Origin of the sequence: Flavobacterium araucananum (assembly GCF_002222055.1) — a bacterium.
Lineage (GTDB): Bacteria > Bacteroidota > Bacteroidia > Flavobacteriales > Flavobacteriaceae > Flavobacterium > Flavobacterium araucananum.
Map to the genome: position 1 here is coordinate 169,979 of NZ_MUGS01000006.1, position 14,197 is coordinate 184,175.

Below are 14,197 nucleotides of genomic sequence, written 5' to 3' on the forward strand. Positions count from 1 at the left end.
GTTTTGGCAGCTTTTTTATTTGTATTTTTTTTGCTGATTAAAAGGATTTAAAGAGATTGGTTTGTTCTTTTGAAGATTTTTTTAGCCGCAAATTACACGAATTCCCACTAATTTTTAAATATTTTCAAGCAAAGGGAATTGTTGCTTGTTGAAGTAAATATTACAATCCAGTTTTAATTCTTTGTGCTAAAAGGATAAAAACAATCTTTTTAAATTCTTTTAATCTGTCTCACTGTTTTAATTTGTGCTAATTCGTGTAATTAGTGGCAAACTTTTACCAACCAACTACAAATACAAAGCGCGTTTCTAAATTTTTAGAAACGCGCTTTGTATTTTATAAGTTCTCTTATTATTGAATCTGTTTTTTGTAAATCGAATAGATGGTGTCTATTGTTTTTCGATCCAGAGTAGCAGTTACATCGGTTTGAATATAATGTAGTTTGAATGCCATAATTGCTGCCGAAAGATTTTTGGTATTATAACCAATAATTCTTAACGCCTGTTCGATTTTAAAATCAAAAGGAGCTTCTTCCAAAACTGGATCCGGCCAGATTCCAAATCCTTTTTCCGCAAGGGTTTTCCATGGGAATAAAGCACTCGGGTCTTGTTTTCTGCCTGGAGCAATATCTGCGTGACCTAATATATTTTGAGTTGGAATATTGTAGTCTTTTTTTAGTTTTGTCAAAAGAGCTACCAAACTGCTAATTTGTGCTTCTGTAAAAGGTTTAAAACCATTATTGTCCAGTTCTATACCGATAGAAGATGAATTTAAGTCTGTATTTTTTCCCCAAGTTGATGCTCCTGCATGCCATGCTCTTAAATAATCATTTAGCATCTGAACCACTTTTCCGTTTTCAGAAATTACATAATGAGCACTTACTTGTGTTTTAGTTTTAGTAAATGTCTTTATAGTTTGCTGAATAGAATCCTGTGCAGTATGATGAATAATAATGAAACTGGGTTTTCTTAAATTGAAGTTTACAGTTCCAATCCATTCTGTATTGATACCGTTTAGTAAATAAGTAGAGCCTGTTTTTGATAAAGTGTCTTTTACAATACCCAATTGCTGTGCATAAGTAGTGTCTATCACTACAGGGCTAACGGCAGGTATTGGTTGAGCTTCTTTATTGGTAATTTGATTTTCTAAAGTTTTAAGTTGCTGATCGTAAACCTTTTCTGTTGTTTTGTAAGGGTTTGTCGAGCAAGCAGTAATAATAAGTGCTAAAATCAGATAACAAAAATGTTTTTTTGCCATGGTTAAGTACATTTTAAGATGAGGTTGAAACAATTATTCTTCGATTTTTTTTGTTTCTGTGTCTTCTTTAACTTCTTTAGTGTCTTTGTCTTTAGAATCTTTTTTCTTTTTTGATTTAGAAGTTTTTTTAATTTCTTTAAAATCAGCCATAAAGGCAGTGTATTTTTCTACTTGATCCGGATTCAAAAAAGCAGTTGCCTTTTTAGTAGTACTTTCTCTTAGCGCTTTAATTTGCTCCATTTTTTCATCCTGGCTGCTGCTTTCGTTTTTCAAAAGAATACCTTGTTCTTTCATACTGTCTGTAAAAACATTCGTGATCGCAATTGCCTGAAGTTCATCAAGATTTAGTACCGGTTTCATTTGCTCAACAATTTTAGCTGCAGTTTCTTCCGGTGGTATTTCTTTAGGTTTGCTGGTGTTGCCTTGTGGGCCTCCCATCATACTTCTGTCCATACCCATCCCGCTACCTCTTCCGTAGCCATTGTTGCCATATCCGCCGCCGCCGCCGTAACCGCCATTATTGTATCCATTTCCGTATTGAGCCGAAACAGAATTGAAACAGAATACAGTAAAAGCCAAAAGAAATAAAGATTGTATAGGTTTCATAAAATTCTTTTTATCTAAAAATTGATAATTGTTTAGCGTAAATTTAAGCAGGTTCTCCGTATAAATCAAATTCTGTTGCCTCAATTATTCTTATATTAACAAATTCACCTGTTTTTACATAATGTTTAGAGGCGTCAATCAATACTTCATTGTCTACATCCGGGCTATCAAACTCTGTTCTTCCAACAAAATGAGCACCTTCTTTTCTGTCAATGATACATTTGAAAACCTGTCCCACTTTTTCCTGGTTCAAATCCCATGAAATTTGCGATTGCAATTCCATTATTTCATTTGCTCTTGCTTGTTTTACATCGTCCGGAACATCATCTTCCAGTAAATAAGCGTGTGTGTTTTCTTCATGAGAATACGCAAAACATCCCATTCTGTCAAATTTCATTTCCTGAACAAAATCTTTCAGGATTTCAAAATCTTCCTTCGTTTCTCCGGGATATCCAACAATTAGAGTCGTTCTGATTGCCATTCCTGGAACCGCAGCACGAAAGTCTTTCAACAATTGAGTCGTTTTTGCCTGAGTAGTACCACGGCGCATTGATTTTAAAATAGAATCTGAGATATGTTGTAACGGAATATCTATGTAATTACAAATTTTAGGTTCGCGTTTCATTAATTCCAGAACATCCATCGGGAAACCGGTAGGGTAGGCATAATGCAAACGAATCCATTCGATGCCTTCTACTTTTGCTAATTCTTCTAAAAGTTCAGCAAGATTTCTCTTTTTATAAATATCAAGACCATAATACGTTAAGTCTTGCGCTATTAAAATTAGTTCTTTAACCCCATTTTTGGCTAAGCCTTGTGCTTCTTTAACCAGTTTTTCAATTGGTTGCGAAATGTGAGAACCTCTCATTAACGGGATTGCACAAAAACTACAAGGTCTGTCGCAACCTTCGGCAATTTTCAGGTAAGCATAATTTTTAGGAGTAGTAGTCAAACGTTCTCCTAATAGTTCATGTTTATAATCGGCTCCCAAAGCTTTCAATAATTGAGGTAATTCAGTTGTACCAAAATATTGATCTACGTTTGGAATTTCTTTTTCTAAATCAGGTCTGTAACGCTCAGATAAACATCCTGTTACAAAAACTTTATCCACTAATCCTTTGTCTTTTTTGTCGGCATATTCCAAAATCATATTTACTGATTCGGCTTTAGCGTTATCAATAAAACCACAAGTGTTGATTACGATAATGTTTCCTTCCTCTGCTGCGGGCGCTTCATGAGTCACTTCTTTTCCGTTTGCACGAAGCTGTCCCATCAAGACTTCACTGTCATATACATTTTTCGAACACCCAAGAGTGATTACGTTAATTTTGTTCTTTTTTAAAGACTTGGTTCTCATAGTTTTATAAATTGGAGTGCAAAATTACACTTTTTTTATCCAAACACCACTTGTTTCGGTTTCTTTTAGTTGTTTTTTATGAAGCAATTCCTGCTGTCCGTTATATCTTTTCCTTGCTAAAGGAGCAAGAAAAAGGATATCACTCCCATCAGGGCTAAAAAAAAATCCGCCAGGTAACACCTGACGGAAATTTCAATTCCTCTATTTAGTCTTAATTTTTTATCAATGTCTTAGAAAAAGTTGAGTAGTCAACTTTTAAAAAATATATTCCCGATTGTAAACTCCAAGTATTAACTTCTATTAAGTTATCAGATTTTTGATTTTTATCTAGGTTTATTTTTTGCTCAAAAGAATCATATTAGATTTATAAGATTAATATCTACCAAACCTTCTATGAAAAAGTTATTGATGATTGGGTTAGGGTAAATAGATAAGCTGTTAATATGGAATGTATTTGTACTTGTCAAAGGTTTTGCTGTAATACTTTCCTTGCTATTGCAGAATTAAGACTTATCTCTACTCCTTGAAAACTAAATAAAATATTTAAATATGAGGTTGGTGATAAATCTGAAGCCTTTATTTTCAAATTTTTTAAAGTTAATATTCCATTAGTTACTATTGGAGTAACGTGTTCCGTTAAAGGTTTAATGGACATGTTGTCGGTTAATTGAATTTCTACACCCGAATAGTAGCCAGCAAGTTTTGATCCAAATGTACCACTCAAATCAAATGACAGATCAATTTCTCTCGTTCCAATTTCACCATCCTCAAAATCAGGAACAACTATTGTATTATTAAGTATTGGAGATCCATCGCTATAGGAAATGGTTCTTAAATTTACATTTCCGGTTGTTAGTGTTGATGATTTTTTTCCTGTTTTTGTGCCACCAATTATATTATAAGTATTTTTATTTAATACATCAATTGTTGGGTCTTCGCTTATGTGTTTAAATACAATAGTATTTCCAGTATTGTATAAAGTACTTCTTTTAAAATTTAATTTTTGACTATACGTCACCATATAGTAAGTATGTGCTAAAGATATCATTTTGACTTTTTGGTAAAGAGAGAACGGAGCAGCACCATTATTGTAATATTGAGCAGGTTCCGAGTGAATGTTTATCTCATAGAAGTAAGGCTTAAAAACATCTTCATCATAACCAATTCCGCTATAGGTTATTTTTACATCAAATTCTATTTCTAAATCTTCAACACCATTAAAACTGCTTGTATTATTTGGCAATAGCAATCCATTCGTTACAATATTTAATATTTCGGTATCTATTGTAGGATCAGGGGTGATTTTTGCATTATTGTTTGTTGCACATAAAGTGAAGCTAAATAGAAAAAATCCGATAAGATAGTTTTTTAATTCCATGATTTGCAATTTTATAATTAACTGCTAACATATATTAAAAAACCTACAAAAAATAACATTAATTGTTAAATGTGAGAAATGTTTTATTTTTAACAAAAAAAAATCCGCCAGGTAACACCTGACGGAAATTTCAATTCCTCTATTTAGTCTTAATTACAATTCAAATAATAAAGTCAAAGAAACATTGTTTAGTTTCGATGTGATGTTAGCGCCATCAGTAAAACCTGTTGCAAAAAATCCTTGATTCGATTTTCTTTCCAGGTATGAATATGCTAAATCTAATTTGGTTCCTCCAAAATCATAACCTAAACCTCCAGAGTAGCTGTTTAAGTCTCCAATTGTAGTTCCGTTTTTATAAGGACTTCCTTCATAACGATATCCTCCGCGTAAGCTTAATTGTTTTATTTTGTATTCTGCACCAACTCTTAATTCGCCGGTATTAGTCAATTGATTACTGATCTGGTTATTTATCCCGTTGAAATCATTTGTTGGTTTGAATTTAGTATTTCCGTAATCTTTGATAGCGTAATCAACGCTTATTAAACCGGATTTTCCAAAAATATAAGCAGCACTAAAAGTAGTTTTTCCGGGAGTTTGTAAGGTGTATGATTCGTAAACGTTTACAATATTCGGATTAACGGGATTGTTTATTGGTTGACCTCCGCTAGCTTGTGTTGTTGTATATAAACTTTGAGAAACTTCATCGTTTAATTCGTACCAGGTATTAGATTCGTAAGCCAAACCAAGACGGAAAGATTCTGTAACTTTGGCAATTGCACCTACTTGAAAAGAAAATCCATTTCCGTAAGTGTAAAGATTGTTGTTAAAACGTAAGTTAGAGATGGTTTCTGTTGGTTCAAGAGGATTGCTGTTGTCCTCGTAAAAAGTACTTGTTCTTCTAAAATCAGTAATATGTACATTTAAGTTGGCACCAAAATAAATTCTGTCCTTATATGAGGTTGCAAGGTTAAAACTTAATTTACTATTATATCCCGTAGTATAACTTTCGTTTTCCTGATAGTAATTTCCTCCGGCAGGTACGTTTGATGTATATTGAGTATTAGCATCATTATTTGCAACTGGGTTTATTACATAGCCTTTATATCCAAAGTAAGCTTGTTGTTCGTTGTAAAACTGATCTCTGTAAGGTATATTTTTTATGTCTCCCAACGGAATTCCGTTAGCATAAGCCAAAAAGTATTTATCTATAGAATTTGTTGGATTGGTTCCTACTGACACCGTATTGTTGTCGAAATTGTTTGTGTTTTCATAAGTAGCACCAATTGCAATTTTTTTCCAGTTATTGCTTGGGTTGTGATCATGAAAAACAAAAACAGCTCCTGCCTGATTCAATATAAAGGAGTTTTTTTTGTCGCTTGTCTGATTTCCAAAATAGTCAGAATTGTTCTTAATGTTTTGATTGCTAAGTGTAATTCCGGTTTGGTTGTTAGAGAAAATGGCAGATCCGGCAGGATTGACACTAATAGAAGATAAATCTCCACCAACAGCTCCAAAGGCACCACTCATTGCTCTAAATCGTGCAGTTCCGGTTAAGTTGTCTTGTGCATAGCGAACGGCATCTGAAACCTCTTGCGAATGTGAGACGCTAACAGTTAGTCCTGTAATCAGTAGGAATAATATTTTTTTCATTTGGATAAGTTTTTAATGTGAATTTTTGATTAGTACAAGAAGAAATTATCTTCTTCCGCCACCACCGCCACCGCCGGATGATCTTCCACCGCCACCGCCTCCGCCGCCGGATGATCTCATGCTTCCTCCGCCTCCGCCGCTATTCATTGAGCGTGATGGGCCAGGAGAGTAGCTTCTGGAGGAGTTGCCACCGCCGTCGTAACTTCTGGTTGTAGTGCTGCTTGATCTTCTGTTAGAATAGTCGTAACTATTGCTTTGACCCTGACTTGATCCTCTTCTGTCTGTAAAAGTCGGGTTAGACGAGTTGTATGTTCTTCCGCCTGTAGAAGAGCTTCTTCTAAAATCAGAAAAACCATTTTGTCTGTTTGTGGTATAATTGCCCCCTCTGTTTGTAGAAGTGTAATTTCTGTTTGAGTTGTAGTAACTATTTCTGTTTGAACTATAGTTTCTGTTAGAGTTATAGTTTCTGTCAGAGCCGTAGTTTCTGCCGCCATAATAAGCTGCAGAACCTCTTCTTCCGTAACTGTAAGAATAATTGTTGTATCCGTAATACGGTCTGTAGTATCCAGGATAGCCCCATCCGCCACCCCAATATCCACCAGGGTAGCCCCAGCTATATCCAGGATAGCCCCAATAGCCTCCTCCGTAACCATAACCATATCCATAATAAGGATATCCTAAACCAAATCCAAATCCTACTGACCATGAAGGATCAGAGTAAACATTTACTGAAACATCAGAATTGGCACTTCCCCATGCCGGGTAAGCTGTATTGGCAGTTTGTATACTGTCATTATCGGCATAATTACCGTAATTATCAACGTCTGTAAAAATTTCAGTTGGTTGATTATCATCTTGCAAAGATTTGAAATAATCTTTGTATTGATTGTTGGTATTTGTGGTATTTGTTTGAGCATACGTTCTTGGTGAACCACCATATACTCCGTCATTGTCATGATAAGAAGCGTTTTGGTAAGAACCACACGATGCTAGTAGAAAACTCAATAATCCAATTAAGTAAAAATGACTTGAGTTTTGGCGGAGAGAAATAGAAGTTTTCATATCTGTGGTGTTTTTTATTGTTGCACATTACAAAAATAGTTAGTTTTGTCAAACTATTTAGTTAAAATTAATAAAACAAAATTTGTGCCAAACTATTCAATATGAGTAAGAACCTCACTACAAGATCAGAAGATTATTCAAAATGGTATAACGAGCTGGTTGTAAAAGCAGATCTAGCCGAAAATTCAGGCGTTAGAGGATGTATGGTTATTAAGCCGTACGGATATGCTATTTGGGAAAAAATGCAGGCTGAGTTAGATAGAATGTTCAAAGAAACAGGACATCAAAATGCGTACTTTCCTTTATTTGTGCCTAAGAGCATGTTTGAGGCTGAAGAGAAAAACGCAGAAGGATTTGCAAAAGAGTGTGCTATCGTAACACATTACAGATTAAAAAATGACCCGGACAGACCCGGAAAGTTAATGGTGGATCCTAATGCAAAATTAGAAGAAGAACTAATTGTTCGTCCTACAAGTGAAGCAATTATTTGGTCTACCTATAAAGGATGGGTACAATCCTATAGAGATTTACCTTTATTAATAAACCAATGGGCAAATGTAGTGCGTTGGGAAATGCGCACCCGTTTGTTTTTGAGAACTGCAGAGTTTTTATGGCAGGAAGGACATACTGCACATGCTACAAAGGCAGAGGCTATAGAAGAATCTGAAAAAATGATGAATGTTTATGCTGATTTTGCTCAGGATTTTATGGCAATTCCGGTTGTAAAAGGTATAAAAACAGAAACAGAGCGTTTTGCCGGTGCAGATGAGACTTATTGTATTGAAGCTTTGATGCAGGATGGAAAAGCATTACAGGCAGGAACATCTCACTTTTTGGGACAAAACTTCGCCAAGGCTTTTGATGTTAAGTTTGCAAATGCCGAAGGAAAACAAGAACATGTTTGGGGAACTTCGTGGGGAGTTTCTACCCGTTTAATGGGAGCTTTGGTTATGACACACTCTGATGATCAGGGATTGGTGTTGCCTCCAAACTTAGCACCTATACAGGTTGTTATTGTTCCTATTTATAAAACAGACGAACAATTGGCTGAAATTACAACTGCAGTTAATGATCTAACGGCGAAACTTAAGAAATTAAGAATTTCAGTTAAATACGACGACAGAACAACTCAAAAACCAGGATTCAAATTTGCAGAATGGGAATTAAAAGGGGTGCCTGTTAGAATTGCTGTTGGTCCAAAAGATTTGGAAAATGGAACTTTTGAAGTTGCCAGACGTGATACACTGACAAAAGAGACAGTTTCGGGCGAAGGAATTGTAACTTATATAAATGACTTGTTAGAACAGATTCAGACTGATTTATTTAATAAAGCATTAACGTATCGTGATACGCATATTACTGAAGTAAATAGTTTTGAGGAGTTTAAAGATATTTTAGATGGTAAAGGAGGGTTTGTATCTGCTCATTGGGACGGTACGGCTGCTACCGAAGAGAAAATAAAAGACTTAACAAAAGCAACAATTCGTTGTATCCCTTTGGATAGTGTAGAAGAGGCGGGAACCTGTGTGTTTACTGGGAATCCTTCTTCAAGAAGAGTACTGTTTGCTAAGGCTTATTAATTTTTTTTATTTTTTTTTGCATCAGGTATTGTACATCTTAAAAATAGTTGTATTTTTGCATCCGCATTAGAGAAGCAGGCCCGTTCGTCTATCGGTTAGGACGCATGGTTTTCATCCATGTAAGAGCGGTTCGATTCCGCTACGGGCTACTACTTTTACTGCGAATTAAAGTCATTGAACTTGAAAATGGCCCGTTCGTCTATCGGTTAGGACGCATGGTTTTCATCCATGTAAGAGCGGTTCGATTCCGCTACGGGCTACAATAATACCTCTATTTAAATATAGAAAAACTTAGAACGATAATGGTCTGTTCGTCTAGGGGTTAGGACTCCAGGCTTTCGTCCTGGTAACAGGGGTTCGATTCCCTTACAGACTACTAAAATTAGTTGTGAATAAGTTTTATAAAATAAAAATTGGTGTCTCGATTTTTGTTTTATTAGTTAAAACCAAAGTGATTGTTTTGCAATTGTGGGAGGTTTTTCTTTTTTAACTAGTATCTATAATAATTATTACATCTAAAATTAAAAAAAAATGGCAAATCATAAGTCAGCATTAAAAAGAATCAGAAGTAACGAAAAAAGAAGAGTTCTTAACAGATATCAACACAAAACTACTCGTAATGCTATTAAAGCGTTAAGAATAGCTACTGATAAAACTGATGCAGCTTCAAAATTATCAACTGTAATCTCTATGATTGATAAATTGGCTAAAAAGAACATCATCCATGATAATAAAGCTTCTAACTTGAAGTCTAAATTAACTAAGCATGTTGCTAAATTGTAATTAATTACAATTTCCTAAATATATAAAAAAGTCCTCTTTTAGAGGACTTTTTTTGTTTGTACTAAAGTGAAAGTTTTAGTTTTCTAAAATTCCAAATTCCAATTTTTGCTGAGATTTTGTTACAGCTAATTGTAGTTTGGGATTTTTGTATTTAAATCCTATAACTCCAATTTTTTTGTATTAATCCGGGAAGTTCTGGTTTATTGCTTAAATGGCTTAGGGTTAGGAGGTGGTATTCTTTTGTGATAAAAAGAGTATTCTGGATTGGTGTGTAAAAAAAAAGGACCGGTACAGAAAATTTAACAGCAGTCTGACGGATATAGAGAAATTTTGGTATTATTTTAAAGATCCATTTTCTTTTTAAGATATTCTAACATTGGTTGTGTGATTGGTTTCGAAAGGAAATCGATGATAATAGGATATTTTTTTGCCTTGGCTAAGTCATCAGGATCAATTGTAGACGATAATACAATAACGCGTGCCGTATTAAATTCAGCATAGGCAGGAGAAGTAAAGTGGTCCAGAAATTCCCAGCCACCCATAACAGGCATGTTTAAATCTAAAAAAATTAATTCAGGTTTGCTTACTTTGTTTTTGTTGTATTTTAAGGTATTGAAATGATGTAATGCTTCTTCGCCATTTTGAGCAGTGATAATTTCTTTTGAAAATGATGATTTAGAAATTACTTTTTTGCATAGCATTAGTGTGATTGCATCGTCATCAATACATAAAATTTGATCGAGCATATAAAATTAATTTTTAAATGTTATTGTAAAAGTTGTTCCTTTATTGACTTCGCTGTCAATACTAATTGTTCCTCCCATTGTTTCGACTTGCGATTTTACCAGATACAAACCTAGTCCTTTGCTGTCAGGATAATTGTGAAATCTTTGATATAGTCCAAAGACCTTATCGCCATTTCTTTCCAGATCAATCCCAATTCCGTTGTCTTTAAAGGTTAAAATAGCTTTGTGGTCTATTTGTTCAGCAGTTATGGATATTTTTAGTTTTCTGTTTTCTGATTTGTATTTTATAGAATTCGTGAGCAAATTAAGCAATATACTTTCGATGTAAGCTTTATTGGTGTTAAGTAAAGGTACTTTTTCAAAATTGAGCTTAATTATGGGTTTGTGCAATTCTATTTGAAAAGATAATTGGCTAAAAACGTTCTCGAAAACTTCTTTTAGAGAAACTTCTTCTTTTTGCATCGAAGGATTATCTTTGATGATGATGACTTTTACAAGATCATTAATGGTTTCATTTAATAAATGAGTTGATTTTGTAAAGCCGGTTAAAATTTCCTGAAGTTCCGGGTCTTCGATAGGAGTATCTTCTATTAGGTTCAAAAGACCAATTAAGTTAGACAATGGTGCTCTCAGATTGTGAGATGTGATATAGGAGAATTGTTTTAGATCTTTATTGTTTTGAGTAAGTTCCCTGATCAGGTGTTCTTTTTCGGTTTCTAGTTTCTTTTCGTCTGTTATGTCTCTTTGTATAGAGATCCAGTGCGAAATTATGCCTTCATTGTTAAAGATCGGAATCATTGAAAAACGTACCCAATATTCTTCTTTTTTCTTTGTGTAGCTAATAGTTTCTATCAGGCATTCTTCTTTGTTTTTTATTGCTCGTAATACTTTTTTTAATTCTTCTGAATCTGATTTTGGTCCTTTGAAAATATTTGGTGATTTTCCTATTATTTCATGCGAAAGATATCCGGACATGTGCGAAAATGCAGGATTTACATATACTATTTTAGGAATTTTACGATCCGGTGCATTTGCTTCTGTGATTAAAATAGAATCTTTAGATTGTGTTATTACAGTTTCTAAGAGTTTTAGTCTTTGTTCTTCTTCTTTTTGTTTGGTAATATCCTGTATGGCTCCAATCATTCTGATGGCTCTTCCGCTTTCATCTTTTAATAAAAAGCCCCGGTCGAGAACATATTTATAAGTCCCGTCGGCACATCTAAAACGATATTGATCCTGCCATTTTTCGGTTTTTTGTTCAATAAACGAATATAATTTAATAGACATTCTAATGCTGTCTTCCGGATGTATTTTGTCAAACCACCATTTCGATGTTTTTCCCACTTCCTGCGGATTGTAGCCAAACACACTTTCTATTCCTTTGTTCCAGTGAATGCGATCTTCCTGAATTTTCCAGTCCCAAATGGTGTCACTTGTTGCTTTTGCAACAATGTCATATTTTTCGTTCGATTCTTTGATTTCTTCGTTTGTCTCTTTTAATTTTTCGAAAATAGAAATATTTCTATTTTCGTTTTTTGCAAGTATGTATTTAAAAATTAGACCTGTAGTCAGTATAAAAAAGATGTCTTTTATAAAGAATAAATAAAAATATTCGAGTTTAGAAAAGTAGGTAGTAAGTATTTTATGACAGACTGCTGCCATAATTAGCGATATGATAACGTAAATTAGAGTAATTTGGAGAGTTTTACTTTTCATTACTCAAATATAGTTAAATTAACAATAACTAAACAACAAGCAAAGTTCATTTTGGAGGTAAAATTTACGTTGTTTTAACGAACTAATTACTTGTCTATACGCAAACTATCGCAGAAACGTTTTTTATATCAAAATAAAGTGTACCTTTGCACCCATTAAAAATCTCAGATGGAATCTATTAGAAACATTGCAATTATTGCCCACGTCGATCACGGTAAAACCACTTTGGTTGATAAAATTATGTATCACTGTCAATTATTTCGTGACAACGAAAACACAGGTGATTTAATTCTTGATAATAACGATTTAGAGCGTGAGAGAGGTATTACTATTACTTCAAAAAACGTTTCAGTTCAATATAAAGGAACAAAAATCAATATTATCGATACTCCTGGCCACGCCGATTTTGGTGGTGAAGTAGAACGTGTATTAAACATGGCCGATGGTGTATGTTTGCTAGTTGATGCTTTTGAAGGTCCAATGCCACAAACGCGTTTTGTATTGCAAAAAGCGATTGACCTTGGTTTAAAACCTTGTGTAGTTATCAATAAAGTTGATAAGGAAAACTGTACTCCTGAAGAAGTTCATGAGAAAGTTTTTGACTTAATGTTTGAATTAGGTGCTGAAGAATGGCAGTTGGATTTTCCAACAGTTTATGGTTCTGCAAAAAATAACTGGATGTCTGATCATTGGGAAAACGTAACTGATAATGTTGAAGCATTATTGGATATGGTTGTTGAAAATGTACCGGCTCCTAAAGTTTCTGAAGGAACACCACAAATGCTGATTACCTCTTTAGATTTCTCTGCCTTTACAGGTCGTATCGCTATTGGTCGTCTTGAAAGAGGAGTTCTTAAAGAAGGTATGCCAATCTCATTAGTAAAAAGAGACGGTACGGTATCTAAATCCCGTATCAAAGAACTTCATACTTTTGAAGGACTTGGTCGTAAAAAAGTACAAGAGGTTATTGCAGGAGATATTTGTGCAATCATTGGAGTTGAAGGTTTTGAAATTGGTGATACTATTGCTGATTTTGAAAATCCGGAAGGTCTGAAAACGATTGATATCGATGAGCCTACAATGAGTATGTTGTTTACAATTAATGACTCTCCTTTCTTTGGTAAAGAGGGTAAATTTGTAACTTCTCGTCATATTAGAGAAAGATTGACAAAAGAATTAGAGAAAAACTTAGCAATGAAGTTAGGTGAAACTGATTCTGCTGATAAATTCATGGTTTTTGGTCGTGGAGTACTTCACTTATCTGTTCTTATTGAAACAATGAGAAGAGAAGGATATGAATTACAAATTGGTCAGCCACAAGTTATCATTAAAGAAATTGATGGTAAAAAATGTGAGCCAATTGAGGAATTAACAATCGATTTACCAGAATCACTTTCAGGTAGAGCGGTTGAGTTCGTTACGATGCGTAAAGGTGAAATGCTAAGCATGGAAACTAAAGGGGAGCGTATGATTGTAAAATTTAATATTCCATCACGTGGAATTATTGGATTGCGTAACCAATTGCTTACTGCAACAGCTGGTGAGGCTATTATGGCGCACCGTTTTATTGGATATGAGCCTTACAAAGGAGAAATTGCCGGTCGTAACAAAGGTTCATTGATCTCTATGGAAAAAGGAAAAGCGATTCCTTATTCTATCGATAAATTGCAAGATCGTGGTAAGTTTTTTGTTGAACCAAATGCTGAAATTTACGAAGGTCAGGTTATTGGAGAAAACTCTCGTGGTGATGATATGTGTGTAAACGTAACTAAAGAGAAAAAACAATCTAACGTTCGTTCTTCTGGAAATGATGAGAAAGCAAGAATCATCCCTCCAATTATTTTCTCATTAGAGGAAGCTTTAGAGTACATTCAAAAAGATGAATATGTAGAGGTAACTCCAAAATCTATTCGTTTGAGAAAAATTTATTTGACAGAAACTGATAGAAAAAGATTTAAAATCTAATTCTTTCAAGAAAATAAATACTAAAAAATCCCAAATTCCTTCCGGAGTTTGGGATTTTTTTTATGCCTTTTTAGAAATTAAAACTTCTCGATAGGATTA

Annotated in this window: 11 protein-coding genes and 3 tRNA genes; 6 read left to right on the forward strand and 8 right to left on the reverse strand. The window is 34.2% G+C overall.

Annotation, left to right across the window (positions count from 1 at the left end):
* Positions 1-349: 349 nt before the first annotated feature.
* The 6 genes from B0A64_RS06435 to B0A64_RS25085 all read right to left on the reverse strand — a co-directional run bounded on the left by B0A64_RS06435 (position 350) and on the right by B0A64_RS25085 (position 7,308).
* Entirely contained in the window at positions 350-1,255 is a 906-nt protein-coding gene (locus tag B0A64_RS06435) for an N-acetylmuramoyl-L-alanine amidase (protein WP_089478697.1), read from the reverse strand.
* Positions 1,256-1,288: 33 nt separating this feature from the next.
* Entirely contained in the window at positions 1,289-1,861 is a 573-nt protein-coding gene (locus tag B0A64_RS06440) for a hypothetical protein (protein WP_089478773.1), read from the reverse strand.
* Positions 1,862-1,904: 43 nt separating this feature from the next.
* The gene (rimO, locus tag B0A64_RS06445) at positions 1,905-3,218 is read right to left on the reverse strand and encodes a 30S ribosomal protein S12 methylthiotransferase RimO (protein ID WP_089478698.1); all 1,314 of its coding nucleotides are present in this window, start codon (positions 3,216-3,218) and stop codon (positions 1,905-1,907) included.
* 463 nt (positions 3,219-3,681) lie between these two features.
* On the reverse strand, positions 3,682-4,596 hold the full coding sequence (locus tag B0A64_RS06450; protein ID WP_089478699.1) for a hypothetical protein: 915 nt from the start codon (positions 4,594-4,596) through the stop codon (positions 3,682-3,684).
* Positions 4,597-4,749: 153 nt separating this feature from the next.
* Positions 4,750-6,246, reverse strand: a complete 1,497-nt coding sequence (locus tag B0A64_RS06455; RefSeq protein ID WP_089478700.1) for an OmpP1/FadL family transporter — start codon at positions 6,244-6,246, stop codon at positions 4,750-4,752.
* A gap of 45 nt (positions 6,247-6,291) precedes the next feature.
* The gene (locus tag B0A64_RS25085; RefSeq protein WP_089478701.1) at positions 6,292-7,308 is read right to left on the reverse strand and encodes a hypothetical protein; all 1,017 of its coding nucleotides are present in this window, start codon (positions 7,306-7,308) and stop codon (positions 6,292-6,294) included.
* A 101-nt stretch (positions 7,309-7,409) separates the two neighbouring features.
* Between B0A64_RS25085 and proS the strand changes: the two genes are divergently transcribed.
* The 5 genes from proS (at position 7,410) to rpsT (ending at position 9,671) form a co-directional block, all read left to right on the forward strand.
* Positions 7,410-8,888 carry a proline--tRNA ligase gene (gene proS, locus B0A64_RS06465; RefSeq protein WP_089478702.1) on the forward strand — a complete coding sequence of 493 codons (1,479 nt, stop codon included), beginning with the start codon at positions 7,410-7,412 and terminating at the stop codon, positions 8,886-8,888.
* Positions 8,889-8,965: 77 nt separating this feature from the next.
* Positions 8,966-9,037, forward strand: a tRNA-Glu gene (locus B0A64_RS06470).
* Positions 9,038-9,076: 39 nt separating this feature from the next.
* Positions 9,077-9,148, forward strand: a tRNA-Glu gene (locus B0A64_RS06475).
* 44 nt (positions 9,149-9,192) lie between these two features.
* A tRNA-Glu gene (locus tag B0A64_RS06480) sits at positions 9,193-9,264 on the forward strand.
* 155 nt (positions 9,265-9,419) lie between these two features.
* A complete protein-coding gene (rpsT, locus tag B0A64_RS06485; protein ID WP_089478703.1) occupies positions 9,420-9,671 on the forward strand; it encodes a 30S ribosomal protein S20 in 252 nt (83 codons plus the stop codon).
* A gap of 341 nt (positions 9,672-10,012) precedes the next feature.
* Here rpsT and B0A64_RS06490 read toward each other — a convergent pair whose 3' ends face one another.
* Complete coding sequence (locus B0A64_RS06490) at positions 10,013-10,417, reverse strand: response regulator (protein WP_089478704.1); 405 nt, start codon at positions 10,415-10,417, stop codon at positions 10,013-10,015.
* A gap of 6 nt (positions 10,418-10,423) precedes the next feature.
* Positions 10,424-12,079, reverse strand: coding sequence for a PAS domain-containing sensor histidine kinase (locus B0A64_RS06495; RefSeq protein WP_244285363.1), 1,656 nt, complete (start codon positions 12,077-12,079; stop codon positions 10,424-10,426).
* A gap of 222 nt (positions 12,080-12,301) precedes the next feature.
* Between B0A64_RS06495 and typA the strand changes: the two genes are divergently transcribed.
* Entirely contained in the window at positions 12,302-14,098 is a 1,797-nt protein-coding gene (gene typA, locus B0A64_RS06500) for a translational GTPase TypA (protein ID WP_072972968.1), read from the forward strand.
* Positions 14,099-14,197: the final 99 nt, after the last annotated feature.

Coding starts and splice junctions, on each gene's coding strand:
- B0A64_RS06435 (WP_089478697.1), bottom strand. CDS start 1,255: ATGGCAAAAAAACATTTTTGTTATCTGATTTTAGCACTTATTATTACT.
- B0A64_RS06440 (WP_089478773.1), bottom strand. CDS start 1,861: ATGAAACCTATACAATCTTTATTTCTTTTGGCTTTTACTGTATTCTGT.
- rimO (WP_089478698.1), bottom strand. CDS start 3,218: ATGAGAACCAAGTCTTTAAAAAAGAACAAAATTAACGTAATCACTCTT.
- B0A64_RS06450 (WP_089478699.1), bottom strand. CDS start 4,596: ATGGAATTAAAAAACTATCTTATCGGATTTTTTCTATTTAGCTTCACT.
- B0A64_RS06455 (WP_089478700.1), bottom strand. CDS start 6,246: ATGAAAAAAATATTATTCCTACTGATTACAGGACTAACTGTTAGCGTC.
- B0A64_RS25085 (WP_089478701.1), bottom strand. CDS start 7,308: ATGAAAACTTCTATTTCTCTCCGCCAAAACTCAAGTCATTTTTACTTA.
- proS (WP_089478702.1), top strand. CDS start 7,410: ATGAGTAAGAACCTCACTACAAGATCAGAAGATTATTCAAAATGGTAT.
- rpsT (WP_089478703.1), top strand. CDS start 9,420: ATGGCAAATCATAAGTCAGCATTAAAAAGAATCAGAAGTAACGAAAAA.
- B0A64_RS06490 (WP_089478704.1), bottom strand. CDS start 10,417: ATGCTCGATCAAATTTTATGTATTGATGACGATGCAATCACACTAATG.
- B0A64_RS06495 (WP_244285363.1), bottom strand. CDS start 12,079: ATGGCAGCAGTCTGTCATAAAATACTTACTACCTACTTTTCTAAACTC.
- typA (WP_072972968.1), top strand. CDS start 12,302: ATGGAATCTATTAGAAACATTGCAATTATTGCCCACGTCGATCACGGT.